A 17,060-nucleotide genomic window follows, 5' to 3' on the forward strand; every position below is an offset into this window, starting at 1 on the left:
GTAATTACTTTTTCAATTCATCTTTCGTAAATTCGGCAATTTCATAGTAGTAATCACCAATAACGCGTAATCCTTGGTCAAAGTTATCCAAGTGGAAGTGCTCATTTGGTGCATGGAAGTTTTCCGTTGCAAGTCCGAAGCCCATCAATACAACAGGTAGTTCCAGTATTTCATCGAATGCCGCGACAATCGGAATCGAGCCGCCGCCGCGTGTATAGGCGGTTGGAACATTATATACTTTTTCATATGAGCGACCAGCTGCTTGGATTGCAGGGTGGTCAAACGGTGTGATGAATGGTTTGCCTTTGTCGAATTCGGTAACTGTTACCGTAACGCCAACCGGTTTATGCTTTTCAATATGTGCTTTTAATTTTTCAACGATTTCTTCAGGATCTTGGTCAGGCACAAGTCGGCATGTAATCTTTGCACCTGCTTCTGCAGGTAAAACCGTTTTAATGCCTTCGCCAGAAAATCCACCGAAAATACCGTTCAATTCGAGTGTTGGGCGAACCCATGTCTGTTCAAGATGTGAATACCCTTTTTCACCAAAAAGTTCGGGAACGCCAAGTTCTTTTCTTAAAGCTTCTTCATCAAAACCGAGGGCTTCATAGGCTGCGCGTTCTTCGTCTGTAATTGGACGAACATTGTCATAAAATCCTTCGACTGCGATAGTTCCTTCTTTGTCGCGGAACGTTGCAAGTACTTCAACGAGTGCGTGCAATGGGTTTTGAACACCGCCTCCGTATAAGCCGGAGTGAAGATCACTATTTGCGCCTTTCACGTCGATTTGAACACCACAAAGCCCACGTAACCCGTAACATACTGCGGGTTGACCCGGTCCTTGCATGCCCGTATCCGAAATGACAATGACATCTGCGGCGAGTTTGTCCTTATTTTCTTCAATATATTTCTCTAGATTTGGACTGCCTACTTCTTCTTCACCTTCAATAAGAAACTTCACGTTAACAGGAAGTCCACCTGTCTTCTGCATAAGTGCTTCGACTGCTTTCACATGCATGAATACTTGTCCTTTATCGTCACTTGCACCACGAGCGTATAATTTATTGTCGCGGATTTCGGGTTCAAAAGGACCAGTTTCCCAAAGTTCAAGAGGATCTACGGGCTGAACGTCGTAATGCCCGTAAACGAGAATAGTTGGTTTCCCTTCGGCATGGAGCCAGTCACCGTAAACGACTGGATGTCCGTCCGTTTCATCGATGACCAAGTTTTCAAGTCCAGCCTCTTTTAATGAATTAAGTAACCACTCTGCGGCAACTTGCATATCTTCTTTATGTTCAGACAGGGAGCTAATGCTAGGAATTCGTAAAAAATCATTCAATTGTTCAAGATGTACATCACGTTTTTTTTTGAAGTAACTATCAAGTGCTTGTAAATGTTCCAAATTCAATCCCTCATTTCAATAAGTTTCGTGTATAGAAATAGTATAACAGAAGGGAATTAAGTTGAGTTGAGAAAAGATTCTGACGTAATAAGAAAAAATATGGTATGCTATTTGAAAGTTATTGGACGAATGATTTGATGCATATATGAACATATTCTGGGAGGAAAAAACTTTTGTTTATCGCACTTGGTTTCTTATTATTTATGTCGTTGTACTTTTCGGGGAGCGAAACGGCACTTACCGCCGTAAACAGAATGAAAGTTCAATTTCGGGCAGATCAAGGCGATAAGCACGCTATTAAGTTGCTTAAATTGATTTCGCAGCCGGATCGAATGATTACTGCGATTTTAATTGGGAATAACATTGTAAATATTATGATGCCAACGCTTGTTACGATAATTGGACTTGAGAAAGGTTGGCCTGTCGGAATCGCTACAGGGGTTCTTACAATTATTGTTATCGTTTTCGCCGAAGTATTGCCAAAGACAATTGCAGCGACATTTGCCGATAGAATGGCTTATATAGTGGCGCCTTCAATTATAATTTTTGTTAAACTGATGACGCCCCTTACATGGTTACTTGGTACGTTCACGAACATTTTCATACGTATTATTTCAAAAGGAACTGTAACAGAGGCAACATTGACAAAGGAAGACCTTCGATCGATGGTGGATATCGCCTCAATAGAAGGAACGTTCGAACAGGATGAATCGCTTCGTTTGAAAGGCGTGCTAGATTTTCCGGATAAAGATGTTTCGGATGTACTTGATACGCATCGGACGGATATTATTGGATTGCCGATAGATGCGACATATGAAGAAGTTCGCGACACAATACTTGAATATTTTTACACCCGTTATCCGGTGTACGAAGAAAGTATGGATACGATTGTTGGTATGTTTTACTCGAAAATGCTTATTGAGTGGTCAATGGCCCCGGAGAAAACGCTTGGCGATATTATTGACCGCGAGCCTCTTTATATTCTTGAGTCATCTAGCGTTGAACGCGTCTTTAAAATGATGCTCGCGAAAAAAAAGCATATGGCCGTTGTGTTGGACGAGTATGGGGGAACCCTCGGTATTGTAACGCAGGAAGATATTATTGAAGAGATGATTGGACAGGATATCGAAGATGAGACAGATAGCAACGAAGAAGTACTTGTCTATGAAAAAACGGATACTAGATTAACATGTCATGGTAGACTCGAGATTGTTGACGCAATGGATTTACTCGATATTGAATTACCGACGGATCATGAAACGATTGGCGGATTTGTTTTACAAGTACTCAGTCATTTACCGGAACCCGGCGAGAAGTTTACCTATGAAAATCTTCGAATTGAAATCAAAGAGATGGAACGAAATCGAATTGTCCGGATGACAATTACGAAAAATGATTCTGAAGTATGAATGTCCACTTTTTGCGCGCTAATGTCCACTTAAATCATCAGAATGTCTTCCCTTTTGGTAAGCTTACACATTTGTAAGTTTACTGAAAGAGAATACGATGGCAGGAAACCCTCTATTTACCGATAATAAGGTTAACAGTAAGAGACGGGGGAGTATCGTATGAAAACCAATCTAGATGGCTTGTATGAGGAATACGGCCGGTACATTTATCATTTATGTCTTAAATTGACACGAAATAAAGAAGAAGCGGAAGATGTCATGCAAGACGTCTGGGTTAAAGTTGTACATAACAGTCCAAGAATTGAAAATGTCGATAATATGAAAGCATGGTTAACGACAATTTGCATGAACACATTCCGTGACCGTTACCGAAAAGGAGTGCGTCGCAGCAAGCATGTGATGAATCAGCCAGATACACTTGACGTACCACTTCTTGACTTAGTGCCAAGCGGAAATTTAACACCGAGTGAAGTGCTTGAAAAGAATGACATTGAATTGATGGTAAGAACAAAAATAAGTGAACTTGATGCGATTTATAGAAAAACAATCGAGTATTTCTATGTACACCAATATTCTCTTATTGAAATATCGGAACTAATGAAAGTATCGATTGGAACAGTGAAATCACGTTTGTTCCGTGCAAAGAAGTATTTAAAAGAAATGATGATACAAGACGACACAGTGCAAGAATATGTAATGGCTTAACTGTATATGATTTCTCGCTAAACAAGAAAATCGTTGAACCGGCTCCCTTTTCTGCAGGAGCTCGCCTTATTCAACGATTTTTGAGTTGGATGCTTTATTTCAATCTATATAGGTTGAAATAAAGCATATGACACCTAGTTGATTGTAGTGGAGAGCGGCGACTCCAGCGGGAAAAGCGCGTCCAGGTGAGACCCCGCAGGAGCTTGCGACGAGGAGGCTCACGGACCGCCCGCGGAAAGCGTCCGCTCGGAACGGAAATCAACGGCTCGGTAAAGCGATTATCATTGGACTTTTTTAGGTTGGAATCTTTAATTCAACATATAAATAGCACCATAAAAAGACTGCCCAAGATCTTGCGGCAGTCTTTTTATTTATTCAAACGCATCCAATTTTTTGTTAAGTTCCGCAAGTTTTTCTTCTAGCGTGGCAAGGCGTACTTCGGCTTTTCTTACAAAGCTATTATTCCCCGTCGACTCAAGTTTTTCTATATCCCCTTGCAAATTAATATAATCCATTTTTAGCTCGGCAATTTCATTTTCTACTTGTCGTTTATTCATAAGGAAAACCCCTATCTTTTTCCCTATTGTAACATATCGGATGTTTCTTTTCCCGACGTCCCCTCGGGTTTTCGTTTAGGATGATCAAGAAAGTAAAGAATTGCTTCGCATACCTTGTCCTTGCCATTTCCAATACCGAGTGATGTTTGACGTTTAACCGCTTTTTTACGCAGCGAGTCATGTAAGAGTGGTTCCATTATTGCATTTAAAAGACTTGATTGTTTTACTTTTCGACCGGCCCCAAGATGGGTGAATCCATGTTGCTCCTTAGGAAAAGCGAGTGACAGTTCGAAATCATTTTGTGCAAGAATAATACAAGGAATCCCCAAAACTGCTACCTCATAAGGCATGTAACCAGCCGCACATAAAATGATATCCGCGGAAGCATACATTTCTGTAACGTTATATGGTTGTACTTGAATGAATGTATTTCTTCTACCAAGAGCCATCATTCGAAGTTCGCTTACATCGTGGCTATAATTTTCTCCGATTAAAGCAGTCACTTTTAGTGGAATCTGAAGCTGTAACATATGTCTAAGTGCGCGATATGTTAAATTTCCAGCGTCTTCATCGCCAAACGAAATGACTAGATGGGGCATTGAATTAGGCTCTCTTTCGCGTAGCCCGATGTTTCTAAATGCGGCCAAATTTTCATCGGCGATAAAACTTTCAATCCCTTCAACGTAATGATCAGGAACTTTGTCATTCGAATCCGAATAAAGTGTTTGTAATACGAGATCCGCGAGTTTTCCACCTTCACCGAAATCATCGAAATGAATGATAGAAGGAACAATTTCTTGTATTTTTTCGACTTCTTCCTGTAATGTCGATCCGCTGTCGCGCAGTAAAAGATCGGGTTTAAGAGCTGCCAATGCGCGTGAAAGCGTAGAATCGGAACCAATCGTCACCGTCGGAAAACCGTCTGGTGGTGGAAACGATTGATCCCCGCGAATGAATACAACATCTACTTCGGTTAATGCGCGGGCAATTATTTCAGCCCTTTTAGCCGGGTATGTCCCTTTTCCATCCGAATTGGATACGTGAATCGCTACTTTTTTCTTTCGTTGCTTGTCTATAGGAATCATCCTTCCTTAGCAAATCGATTACTCATCCATACATCGTATGGCGCGGTAAAACAATATATGTATTTTTCAATGGAATGCTAGGATAGGTATGTTAAACTATTACTATTTACTTTTGTGGAAAAGGGGTGTATCCATTGCTAGATTCATTATTATTCAACCTAATGCTCGTAGTGCTTATTGGAATCCTTTCTCAATGGATTGCTTGGAGATTCCGAATGCCGGCAATTGTTGTCATGTCCGTTGCAGGGCTCCTAGTTGGACCCATTTTCGGGTTAATTAATCCGCAGGAAAGTATGGGGAATTTGTTTGGCCCAATTATTACATTTGCCGTTGCTTTAATATTATTTGAAGGAAGTTTGAATCTTGATTTTAAGGAAATTAAAGGGTTCACCGGGCCGGTTACACGAATAGTTACAGTAGGTGCGTTCATTTCTTGGATTGTGGGATCGCTTGCAGTGCACTACTTAGCAGGACTTTCGTGGTCGGTTGCATTTATCATCGGGGGTCTATTTATTGTGACAGGGCCGACAGTTATTTTGCCGTTGCTTAGGCAGGCAAAATTAAAACCGCGTCCCGCTGCCATATTGAAATGGGAAGGCATTGTAGTTGATCCGTTCGGGGCACTTCTTGCGGTGTTTGCATTCGAATTTTTCAAGTTTCTAAATGGCGAAGTGACGCTTAGCTCATTTCTTTTGTTCTTTGCAGCAGCATTTTTTGCGGTACTTCTTGGGTGGGGTGCAGGTCGTATACTCGGTTTTGCATTTGAACGTGGAAATGTTCCAGAGTTTTTGAAGTCGCCTGTCCTTTTTGCGGTTGTTATTTTTACATTTGTTCTTTCGGATGAAATTATGCAGCAAACGGGCCTTCTAGCTGTTACAGCAATGGGAATAACGATGGCGAATATGCAATTAACGTCTATTAACGACATTCGCAATTTCAAAGAAAACATATCCGTTTTACTCATTTCGGGCATCTTTGTGATGTTAACGGCTTCACTTGATCCACATATACTTATTGAAATTTTTAACGTCAATATTATGTTATTTGTTCTTGCGATGCTTCTTGTTGTGAGGCCGCTGTCGATTTGGCTTTCAACAATCGGAACCGATTTAACTGTACGAGAAAAAATACTTGTTGGTTGGATTGCACCGAGAGGAATTGTCGCCTTAACTGTGTCAGGGTATTTTGCGACAATCTTATCGGAACACGGGTACAAAGACGCCGAAACGATAACAGCACTTACATTTGCCCTCGTTTTTGCCACGGTTGTTGTGCATGGGTTTACAATTGGTCCCCTTGCAAGAAGGTTAAACTTAACAACGACAGATGAATCAGGGGTTCTTATTGTAGGCGGTTCACGTTTTTCGGCGGACTTTGCACAGTCGATTAAAAATACGGGAAATGAAGTGCTGCTTATCGATCGATCATGGGCGGGGTTGTCGCATGTGAGAAAACTGGGTCTGAATGGGTACGTGGGAGATATCCTTTCTGAACAACTTGATTACCATATCGACTTGAATCCGTACCGGTTTATGCTTGCCATGACAAAATTGGATACGTACAATGCGCATGTTTGTGCGGACTTTGTGCCGGATATTGGACGCGATCATTTATATCAAACCGCGTTTCAAGCAACAAAGAAAGAGGAAGGATTCACTATTACAAGGGGTCAGTTGCTCTTTTCGCCGGCAGTATCTATTTACGATCTAGAAGACCGAGTGAATGCGGGGCATGTCATCCGCAAAACCGTTATTACAAAACAGTATAGTTATACACAGTATTTACGTGAGCGTGATGACAAGTCAATTCTTCTTTATATTTTACGCGCAAGCGGTTCGATTGAATTTTATTCACCAGAAGTTGAGCTACAAGCGCAGGCTGATGATGCAGTTATCGCACTCACGTTTCCTTCGAAGACAATCGAACGTGCGAAAGAAAAACTTTGCGTGGAAGGTAGTGAGTCTAAGATTCCTTACGAGGAAATCGAAGAACGATTTAGCAATAAAGAAAAAGTATTAAAGTCATTTATCCCAGGAGATGCACCAACTTCATCAAAATGACAATAAATTAAAAAGGCTCTTAATCGCTGGATTCGGTTAAGAGCTTATTTACATGAATCAAAAGTCCTTTTTCGCCAATATCCGGTTACAACCGCCGATAGACAAACTCGCATGACATGCAAGGAACTGAAATCTCCCTTATAATGAAAGTATGTAGAAAGGGGATTTACTGATGTCTAAATCACTTGTATTAGCAGAGAAGCCTTCGGTAGCGCGTGATATTGCGCAAGTACTTGGCTGTCATAAAAAAGGAAATGGATTTCTTGAAGGAACAAATTATATTGTTACATGGGCGCTTGGCCATCTTGTGACACATGCGGATCCTGAAGGGTACGGAAGTGAATATAAAGAATGGAAGCTAGAGCATTTGCCAATCGTTCCGGAACCGTTTAAGCTTGTGCCGATTCGCCAGACGATGAAACAGTTCAATGCGGTCAAAGCACAATTAAAAAGGAACGATGTTAAAGATATTATTATTGCGACAGACGCTGGGCGTGAGGGGGAGCTTGTTGCTAGATGGATTCTTGAACAGGCAAAAGTTAAGAAACCTGTGAAACGTCTTTGGATTTCATCCGTTACGAACAAAGCCATTCTAGATGGGTTCAAAAATTTGAAAGACGGTCGTGCATATGAAAACTTGTACGAAGCGGCAGTCGCTCGTGCAGAAGCGGATTGGGTCGTTGGTATTAACGCGACTCGTGCGCTTACGGTGAAATACAATGCCCAACTTTCAACGGGGCGAGTTCAAACGCCAACGCTTGCGATGATTGCAGAGCGAGAAAAGCAAATTCGTGACTTTAAACCAAAATCATTTTATGGTTTGCAAGCCATATCGGAAACGGCTACGTTCACTTGGCACGACAAGTCGGGGCAGACCCGGTCATTTGATAAAGGGATTGTTGAAAAAACACTCGCTAAATTAGATGGTGTTCACTCGGGGAAAGTAAGTGATGTAGTGACATCTCCAAAATCCCAACCAGCACCGCATTTATTTGATTTGACAGAACTGCAAAAAGAAGCGCATCGTCGTTGGTCGTGGTCTGCGAAAGAAACGCTGTCTACGCTTCAAAATTTATATGAACGCCATAAAGTGGTGACGTACCCACGTACAGATTCTAAACATTTAACATCGGATATGGAAAGTACGTTAATTGACCGTGTGAAAGCGGTAGACTTTGGTCCATTCCGAAAAGCGACGAACACCATTTTACGTGCGGGGAAAGTGAAACCTCAGCGCGGTGTCATTGATGATAAGCGTGTTTCGGATCACCATGCAATCATTCCGACAGAGGAAACACCGATTCTTCAAAACTTGTCTGATAAGGAGCAACGATTGTATGAGTTAATCGTCAACCGCTTCCTTGCCGTTTTCTTTGGGGCCTATCGATACGATCAAGTGACTGCGGAGTTGATTGTAGGTGGTGAACTATTTAAAGCAAAAGGTCGTACAATTACGGATGAAGGCTGGAAAAAAGTTTACGCCACAGGTGAAGAGGAAGCCGACACGGATATGCTTCCGGCATTCACTAAAGGTGAGGACTTAAAGATTAAGGCTGTAACGATGACAGATGGACAGACTAAACCACCCGCGCGTTTTAACGAGGGAACGCTACTCGCAGCAATGGAAAATCCGGCTCAATTCATGGCGGGCGAATCTAAAGATTTGATTAAAACAATCGGAGAAACAGGCGGACTTGGAACAGTCGCGACACGTGCCGATGTCATTGAAAGATTGTTTAAATCCTTCGTTTTAGAGAAAAAAGGAAACGATATTTACACAACGTCAAAAGGGCGACAATTGCTTGAACTTGTTCCTGAAGATTTGAAATCCCCTGCACTAACAGCGGAATGGGAACAAGGACTAACGAAAATCGCGACGGGCAAAATGAAGAAATCTGAGTTTATGAAAGATATGATTGCTTTTTCTAGGAAAGCTGTCACTGAAATTAAAACCGATGATAAAAAGTTTAAACATGATAATGTGACGGGAAGAACATGTCCAGACTGTGGAAAACTTCTTCTTGAAGTGAATGGTAAAAGAGGTAAGATGCATGTTTGCCAAGACCGCGAATGTGGCTATCGCAAAAGCATTTCTCGGCAGACGAATGCAAGGTGCCCAGTTTGCCATAAACGACTGGAACTTCGCGGTGAAGGGGACGGACAAATATTTGTTTGCGGATGCGGTCATAGAGAAAAGTTATCGGCATTTGAGAAGCGTAGAAAATCGTCAAGTGGTGGAAAAGTAGACAAACGTGACGTCCAAAAGTATATGAAGAAACAGGAAGAACCAGAGAACAATGCAATGGCTGAAGCATTAAAAAAACTATTTGATAAGTAATTAGCTTTATAAGCTGTTCCCTTTTAGCGTGTATTTGCTGAAGGTGAACAGCTTTTTTTATAGTTTTTCAACTTAATAGTTACATTTAATTCTGAAAACATTTACAATTAAATGAAATGTTGCTATAATGATAGAACTGCTAATTTAGCGATGGGGAAGGTCGAGAAAGAAATATATTTTGTAAAGCATATATTTATTGTTGTAAGCGGTTTCTTAAGCTACTAGCTAGTACGAAATCACCATTAGAGCTACTGTTTTCAAGGTGGAAAAGAGGAGAATGTAAAAATGGAAAAAGTACTTAATGTAATAAAAGACGTGCTTGATGTATCAGAATCGGAAATCACAAATATAAGCAGCCTAGGTGGTATGACGAATATCAACTATCAAGCTACGGTTGGAAATGAAAAGTATATTATAAGAATGCCAGGATTGGGCACAGAAAAAATAATAAACAGAAGTGAAGAAAAGAAAAATCTTGAAATTGGAGTGATGTTAGATATCAATCCAAAACAAGTTTATTTCGATACGAAAACAGGATTGAAAATCACGCAAATGATTCCGGGTGCTGAAACGTTAACGCCAACGACTACTAAAGAAAAAGAAGTCATGAAAAAAGTAACGGATGTATTGCGAAAACTACATAATTCAACTGTTCAAATGGGCAACGAATTTAAGTTGTATGAACTGATGGAACAATATGAGAACAATGCATTAGAAGCAACTGCACAGTTCTTTGAGCAGTTTGAAGAGGTGAAAAAAGCTGTTTGGCGTGTTCGACAGAGTTATGAATTACTTCCGGTAAAAAAGACGCCTTGTCATATCGATGCATTGCATGAGAACTTTGTAATGGACGAGAACGGAAAACTTTATTTAATTGATTGGGAGTATAGTGGGATGTATGATCCATTTTGGGATTTGGCGACGCATCTGATTGAATCTGACTTTACTGAACGGGAAGAAAATCAGTTTCTACAATACTATTTTGAAAGAGAAGCTACGAAAGAAGAGAAGGAACGAATTCTTATCCATAAAATATTCCAAGATTATTTATGGTCTTTATGGACGATTTTTAAAGAAGCAATAGGTGATGACTTTGGTTCATATGGCCAAGATCGTTTCGAACGATTGGAAAGGAATTTGAACGTTTTCGAGCAACTACAGAGTCAAAAGACAGTTGTATGAGTAGGAATAAAACACTTACTGGAATTACATTTGGAACTTTCTCGGGAATTTTTTGGGCAGTTGACACGGTTTTAATTGGTATTGTTTTATCGATGTCAGGTTTTTTGGAGTTTCAAGAAGTTTTACTCGTTGCGCCGCTACTAAGTACTTTTCTACATGATACCTTTTCAGCGGTTTGGATGACTGTCTTGCTTACAGTTAAAGGGGAATTCTGGACGGCTATCGGAAGTTTGAAAGGAAAGCCGGGTAGAATTATTGTTTTGGCGGGAACTCTTGGTGGACCTGTTGGAATGACATTTTACGTCCTTTCAATTCAAAATATTGGTGCGTCATACACGGCCGTTATTTCAACAGTTTATCCTGCAGTAGGTGCATTTTTTGCGTATTTGATTTTAAAAGACAAATTGAGACTAAGTAATTGGGCTGGACTTATAATGAGTATTACGTTTATTATTCTTCTTAGTTATTCTGGGGAGCTCGTCGTTGGTTCGAATGCTTCGTGGGGGCTTATTTTCCTTATCATTTGTATTATCGGATGGGGGATGGAATGTGTTGTAAGTGCTTATGCAATGAAAGATGATGGCATTAAACCCGAACATGCATTGTTGATTAGGCAATATACATCCACTTTTATTTATGGTTTTCTGATCATCCCATTTTTCATTGGGCATTCTTATACTGTTAAAATACTTGCATCACCAGTCATCCTCCTTGCTTTAGCGGGTGTTGCGCTCGCGGGAACATTATCGTATGTATTTTATTACCATGCGATAAATATAATCGGACCCATTCGTGCAATGGCTATGAATATTACGTATGCTGCATGGGCTGTTGGATTTGAGGCGGTTTTATTCGGAACACTTTTTACGTGGAAAGAGTTCATGTTTGCTCTGTTAATCATTACGGGTTCGATTTTAACAGTTGTAGAAAAAAAGAAAATACAGATGCCTGCGCTTAAAAGCAATCCTCTTTAAACTGAAAGATTAATAGATTTCGTTTACAAAGAATAGAATCTGCTCTATAGTGATGAGTAGTTAATCACATCGAAAAAAGAATAGTTGATCAATAGGTTTTTCAAATTGTTGCAAATAGCAATGATTTAAAACGAAGAGGGAAGTTGGTTAAAGTCCAACACGATCCCGTCACTGTAAGCGATACGGAAAACTATGCAAGTTCCACTGTGCGTAAAGCATGGGAAGGAGTTAGTAGACCGATGATTCGTAAGTCAGGAGACCTGCCTATTTTGATTTTTTAAGCTTCCTCGAGGAAAGGGTGTTTAAAGCGTTTTGTCATCTTATTTGGGAACGTCTGATTTCTAATAAGGAGTTTCATTGATAACGCTTTTGCATGTGCGCTTTCTTCCGGGAAAAGCGCTTTTTTTGATGCCAAAAATGATGTAGGGGGAAAAGAAATGAACGAAAGTTTTAAAAAGTGGAGTTTTCTAAGTTTTGTATTTGTATTTATGTTAGCTTTTATGACGGCTTGTGGAACGGATAAAGAACCTAACAATGCAGCCGAAGAATCATTGCTGGATGTGGAAGCTAGCGATGAAGTCGTCGAATCATTTCCAATTACGTTTACCGACGATGTAGGTCGCGAAGTAACGATTGAAAGCGAACCTGAATCAATAGTATCGATTCAAACAAGCAATACAGAAATTTTATATGCACTGGGCGCGGGAAATCGAATGATTGGCGTTTCTGATTACTGTAACTATCCTGAAGAGGCGTTATCTGTGCAAAAAGTCGGTGGACAAGATATGGACGCCGAACTTGTGCTCTCTCTTCTTCCCGATATTGCTTTTGTAACAAAATATCATCATACAACGCATGAGGCAATCCTAAAGCAATATGAAGATGCGGGCATTACCGTAGTTGTTACAGGTAGCCCAACATCGTTTGAAGAAGTTTATCAAACAATGGAAGTGATTGCCAAAGCGACAGGAACAACCGAAGAAGCTGAAAAAATAATTGATGATATGAAAGAAAGACATGCAGCACTTCAAGAGAAAGCGAAGGACATTACGGATAAAAAGAAAGTATGGGTTGAAGTTTCACCGGCTCCGGATATTTTCACGACAGGAAAAAATACATTTATGCACGAAATGCTTGAAAGCATCCACGCAACGAATGCTGCAGAAGGTCACGAAGGCTGGGTTAAGTTGACGGAAGAGGAAATTGTCGTGATGGATCCTGACGTTATCATTACAACATATGGTTACTATGTAGACAATCCGGCGGAAGGTGTCTTAGCACGTGAAGGTTGGGAGGAAGTACCTGCGATAAAAAATGAACAAGTATTCGATGTAGATAGTGATACGGTCACTCGACCGGGACCACGTTTAATTGAAGGGGTCGAAAATCTTGCCAAAATCATCTATCCGGAAGTTTTTGGGGAGTAAAATTAGTTGGCTTTATTTGATAATTATAGGGGTAGTGCTTGGCGCCGCCCTTCTCGGTTTACTCGTAAGTAGTGTCAAGTTTCCTGTCTCTACGATACTTCATATTGTATCGGACAAGGCGTTCGGAATGGGCTGGCTTGAACAAGTCCCAATGAATGAAGAGCTAATTATTTGGAAGATTCGAGTGCCACGCGTTTTATTAGCTTTCTGCGTCGGCGCTTCGCTTTCATTAGCTGGTGCAGCGTTTCAAGGGCTTTTGCGTAATCCATTGGCGGATCCTTATACGATTGGTGTCTCCTCAGGTGCCGCGCTAGGTGCCGTTTCCGTTTTGTTTTTCCAATTTACAATTTTGGGGCTTGGAAGTTTTACATTGCCGATCGTCTCTATTATTGGTGGATTTGTTGCGCTGGTCGTCGTGTTTGGATTGGTCCGTTTGAGCAGTAGAAGTCTTGCCATTGAAACGATTATCTTAGCCGGAATTATTGTTGGATCTTTTATCGGTGCAATTACCTCGCTAATTATTGCACTGGGAGACAAAGATTCAATGGCACAAATTATTTACTGGTTGTACGGGAGTGTTGGAATGAGAGGATGGAGCCATGTTCAACTAATCATTCCATTTATGATTGTTGGTTCGTTTATCTTGCTCGTTCATTACCGCGAATTAAATGCGCTTGCGCTTGGCGAGGAAGCAGCGGATCATATCGGCGTTAACGTAAAACGGGGTAAAATCTTTATTCTAATCGGTGCGTCGTTGCTAACGGGCGCGGCTGTGGCAGTTTCGGGGTCAATTGGATTTGTCGGTCTCGTGATTCCACATCTGGTTCGTTTATTGACAGGACCCAATCATCGGCACGTCCTCCCCATGTCCATGTTGTTTGGAGGAGCTTTTCTTATTTTGGCCGATTTACTCGCTCGCACAATTATTGCTCCAAGAGAATTCCCGATTGGTGTGATTACTGCTTTAATTGGTGCACCGGTATTTGCCTTTCTCTTAATTAGAGAAAGAATCGGAAGAGGGGAAAACGGATGATTATTGTTGAGAATCTCGTAGGTGGCTATGGGAAAAAGCCGATTATCAATGGTCTTTATATGGAAATAAAAAAAGGTGAATTTTTCGCTTTACTCGGGCCGAATGGCAGCGGTAAATCGACGCTCTTTAAACTAATTACGGGACAATTACCGGTCAGTCGCGGAGAAGTTTTGATTGCTGGGAAAGCGATGTCCCGTTTATCGAAGTTGGAGAAAGCGAGAAAAGTATCTGTTCTTGCTCAAGAAAGTCAAGTGACTTTTGATTATACAGTAGAAGAAATTATTAGTTTGGGACGTTACCCTCATCAAAAAGGGATTATAAAAAGTTTATCAACTTATGACCGTGAAGTAATTGATACGGTGATGGGAATAACGAGAGTTGAACAATATAGGCAGACGCAATTCCGATTATTAAGCGGAGGGGAAAAACAGCGTGTCTTGTTGGCAAAAGCATTAGCCCAAGAGCCTGAAGTTTTACTGTTGGATGAACCAACGAATCATTTGGACATTAAACATACTTTTCAAATGCTCGACCTTTTAAAAGAGTGGCAGCAGAAAAAAGGGTTAACGATTTTTGCGATTTTACATGATTTGAATATCGCTTCACTTTACGCGGATCGAGTTGCTTTGCTTCATGACGGTGCTTTTCTCGAAGTAGGTGACGTGAATATATTACGAAAAGAACAACAGTTAACAAAGGTATACGAAGTTGAAGTGAAGACACAGTCACACCCGGTTGTCCCAAAACCGCAACTACTTATGATGCCAAACGTAACGGACCCGATGGACATTGAATCATTATTAGAAAGCCTCACAGTTGAGAGAAAAGAAGATGCGATTCACATCCAGTCCAAACAACCACTACGTACGTTATCGAATGCGACGAGTGGAGAGGGTATTCAGTGGGTACAACACTTCTATTTACTGAAGAAAGAGTCCGTCAATGGAGACCGTAATTCGAAAGAAATTAATGCTGGGTGGATGGATAAGAATGGAGTTCCTTCTGAACAAGCAGTAGGTATTGGAATTGGCGGTGCAATAAAGGATGTCGTTATAATCGACCAGCAATTAACCGGAGTAGAGCTAGTAGTAGTTGTTGCAATCGAAGCGCGGACCGAATCTGAAGATTTTAACGCGCGGAATTGCTTGGATACGATTCAAACGATGATTTTTATAGAGGGCTATTTGGAAGACAAAGAGTTGCTAGATTGTTATATGGCAGCGATAGAAGCGAAAGTAACGGTCCGTCAAGAATTCAAGTTAGATTCAATTCATTCAGCAAGCGACAATTTAGTCGTTGCTGTCAATCAGCGAAGAGGCCAACGCCTTGATGAAGAGCGAAGCGGCGTGCTACGAAAAAGTGTTGAACAAGCAGTTATCAAAGCAACGAGAAAAGCACTGACGAAAAAGTTTAACATGAATCAACGGAAGCTCAAACTCCCTGTTGATTCATGTTAAGCCTCTGGCGTAATTGATTTAATATTGGTTTTGAACGAAGGGGTGGAATCAATGAGTGAACGTAGGCTTGTCATAGCAGGCACGGGGAGTGGCGTTGGAAAAACAACGGTGACAATTGGTTTAATGTCGGCTTTTAAAAAAAGGGGACTCGTTGTCCAAGGATTTAAGTGTGGACCGGATTATATTGATCCTTCTTATCATACTGCAGTTACCAAACGAGTTTCGCGTAATTTAGATAGCTGGATGCTTGGAGAAGAAACAGTCCTTGATATTTTTGAACATGGAAGTAATGACGCGGATATTTCAATTATGGAAGGTGTAATGGGATTCTTTGATGGAAAAGATCCTAAAACGAATGTAGGGAGTACAGCGGAAATTAGTATGATAACGAAAAGCCCAGTCTTGCTCGTCGTCAATTGTGCAAGTATGGCCAGAAGTGCGGCAGCGATTGTGAAAGGGTTCCAAACACTTTCAAGTGGATCCAATATCGTCGGTGTCATCGCGAATCAGGTAGGAGGCGAAGGACATTATGAAATTGTGAAAACAGCCATTGAGCAAGAATGTCAAATTCCTGTTGTAGGCTATTTGAAAAGGGAAGGGGGCATTGAAATTCCCGAAAGAAGTTTGGGACTCATTCCATCGATTGAAAGAGGGGAGCTCGATCCATTTTTTGATCGGCTCGGTGATTTAATTCTAGAAACAATCGACCTAGACAAGCTGTTGGAAATCTCAGTGGCGCAACCCCTTGACATACAGCAAACGAATTCCATTTTTGAGCAGAAAAGAGAGCGGATTGTACGAATTGCTGTTGCAAAAGATGCCGCATTTAATTCGTATTATATGGAGAACTTGGAAATCTTGGAGTCATACGGTGCTGAACTTGTTTACTTCTCACCCTTAATGGATGACGCGGTGCCGGAAGATATCGACGGACTTTATATAGGCGGAAGCTTTCCAGAAGAGTTTGCTCGTTCGCTAGGGCAAAATGAACGGATGAAAGCCTCGCTAAGACAAGCGTTTGAAATAGGAATTCCGACATTTGCTGAAGGCGGAGGATTTATGTATTTGACGAATTCCGTTGAAACGACCGAGGGAGAAACATTTGGTATGGTCGATTTTATTCCTGCAAAAATCAAGATGCATACGAAGTTGCAAGCAATTGGTTACCGGGAAATCAGTGGTTGCAAGGAAAACTTTTTACTTGGTGAACACCAATCAGCCAAAGGACATGAATTTCATTACGCTACGTTTGAGTCTGCCGAAACGCTTCAACATGCGTATGAAACAAAGGGGATGCGGGGTACGAAGACAGATGGCTTTGTCACAGATAACGTTATCGCGGGATATACACAGTTCCATTTTGCGACGTGTTTAGAAATGGTTGAGAAGTGGATTCAAGCTTGTTTAATATTTCAAAAACGATAAGGGGGA

At 41.0% G+C, this 17,060-nt stretch carries 13 protein-coding genes and 1 riboswitch; of the genes, 10 read left to right on the forward strand and 3 right to left on the reverse strand.

Annotated features, from left to right (window positions below):
• Positions 1–4: 4 nt before the first annotated feature.
• Positions 5–1,402 (reverse strand): dipeptidase, encoded by a 1,398-nt coding sequence (locus KSU66_RS02975; RefSeq protein ID WP_269049929.1) that lies wholly within the window; start codon positions 1,400–1,402, stop codon positions 5–7.
• A gap of 173 nt (positions 1,403–1,575) precedes the next feature.
• Between KSU66_RS02975 and KSU66_RS02980 the strand changes: the two genes are divergently transcribed.
• Positions 1,576–2,811 (forward strand): hemolysin family protein, encoded by a 1,236-nt coding sequence (locus KSU66_RS02980; protein WP_269049930.1) that lies wholly within the window; start codon positions 1,576–1,578, stop codon positions 2,809–2,811.
• A 159-nt stretch (positions 2,812–2,970) separates the two neighbouring features.
• Positions 2,971–3,516 carry an RNA polymerase sigma factor gene (locus tag KSU66_RS02985; protein ID WP_269049931.1) on the forward strand — a complete coding sequence of 182 codons (546 nt, stop codon included), beginning with the start codon at positions 2,971–2,973 and terminating at the stop codon, positions 3,514–3,516.
• Between the two features lie 371 nt (positions 3,517–3,887).
• On the opposite strand, the gene KSU66_RS02990 is transcribed toward KSU66_RS02985, so the two are convergent.
• Complete coding sequence (locus KSU66_RS02990; RefSeq protein WP_269049932.1) at positions 3,888–4,073, reverse strand: SE1832 family protein; 186 nt, start codon at positions 4,071–4,073, stop codon at positions 3,888–3,890.
• A gap of 23 nt (positions 4,074–4,096) precedes the next feature.
• A complete protein-coding gene (locus tag KSU66_RS02995; protein WP_269049933.1) occupies positions 4,097–5,158 on the reverse strand; it encodes a PseG/SpsG family protein in 1,062 nt (353 codons plus the stop codon).
• Positions 5,159–5,292: 134 nt separating this feature from the next.
• Between KSU66_RS02995 and KSU66_RS03000 the strand changes: the two genes are divergently transcribed.
• The 8 genes from KSU66_RS03000 (at position 5,293) to KSU66_RS03035 (ending at position 17,054) form a co-directional block, all read left to right on the forward strand.
• Positions 5,293–7,218, forward strand: coding sequence for a cation:proton antiporter (locus KSU66_RS03000; RefSeq protein WP_269049934.1), 1,926 nt, complete (start codon positions 5,293–5,295; stop codon positions 7,216–7,218).
• A gap of 172 nt (positions 7,219–7,390) precedes the next feature.
• On the forward strand, positions 7,391–9,556 hold the full coding sequence (locus KSU66_RS03005) for a DNA topoisomerase III (RefSeq protein ID WP_269049935.1): 2,166 nt from the start codon (positions 7,391–7,393) through the stop codon (positions 9,554–9,556).
• Positions 9,557–9,841: 285 nt separating this feature from the next.
• Complete coding sequence (locus KSU66_RS03010) at positions 9,842–10,738, forward strand: choline/ethanolamine kinase family protein (RefSeq protein WP_269049936.1); 897 nt, start codon at positions 9,842–9,844, stop codon at positions 10,736–10,738.
• Positions 10,735–11,712, forward strand: coding sequence for a DMT family transporter (locus KSU66_RS03015; protein WP_269049937.1), 978 nt, complete (start codon positions 10,735–10,737; stop codon positions 11,710–11,712). Before KSU66_RS03010 ends, KSU66_RS03015 begins: the two co-directional genes overlap by 4 nt.
• A gap of 78 nt (positions 11,713–11,790) precedes the next feature.
• Positions 11,791–11,994, forward strand: a riboswitch (cobalamin riboswitch).
• A gap of 155 nt (positions 11,995–12,149) precedes the next feature.
• On the forward strand, positions 12,150–13,139 hold the full coding sequence (locus tag KSU66_RS03020) for an ABC transporter substrate-binding protein (RefSeq protein WP_269049938.1): 990 nt from the start codon (positions 12,150–12,152) through the stop codon (positions 13,137–13,139).
• On the forward strand, positions 13,102–14,172 hold the full coding sequence (locus KSU66_RS03025; RefSeq protein ID WP_269049939.1) for a FecCD family ABC transporter permease: 1,071 nt from the start codon (positions 13,102–13,104) through the stop codon (positions 14,170–14,172). The genes KSU66_RS03020 and KSU66_RS03025 overlap by 38 nt, the downstream gene beginning before the upstream one ends.
• Entirely contained in the window at positions 14,169–15,629 is a 1,461-nt protein-coding gene (locus KSU66_RS03030) for an ABC transporter ATP-binding protein (RefSeq protein ID WP_269049940.1), read from the forward strand. Before KSU66_RS03025 ends, KSU66_RS03030 begins: the two co-directional genes overlap by 4 nt.
• 51 nt (positions 15,630–15,680) lie before the next feature.
• Positions 15,681–17,054 carry a cobyrinate a,c-diamide synthase gene (locus KSU66_RS03035; protein ID WP_269049941.1) on the forward strand — a complete coding sequence of 458 codons (1,374 nt, stop codon included), beginning with the start codon at positions 15,681–15,683 and terminating at the stop codon, positions 17,052–17,054.
• Positions 17,055–17,060: the final 6 nt, after the last annotated feature.

The organism is Sporosarcina sp. G11-34 (assembly GCF_026931025.1).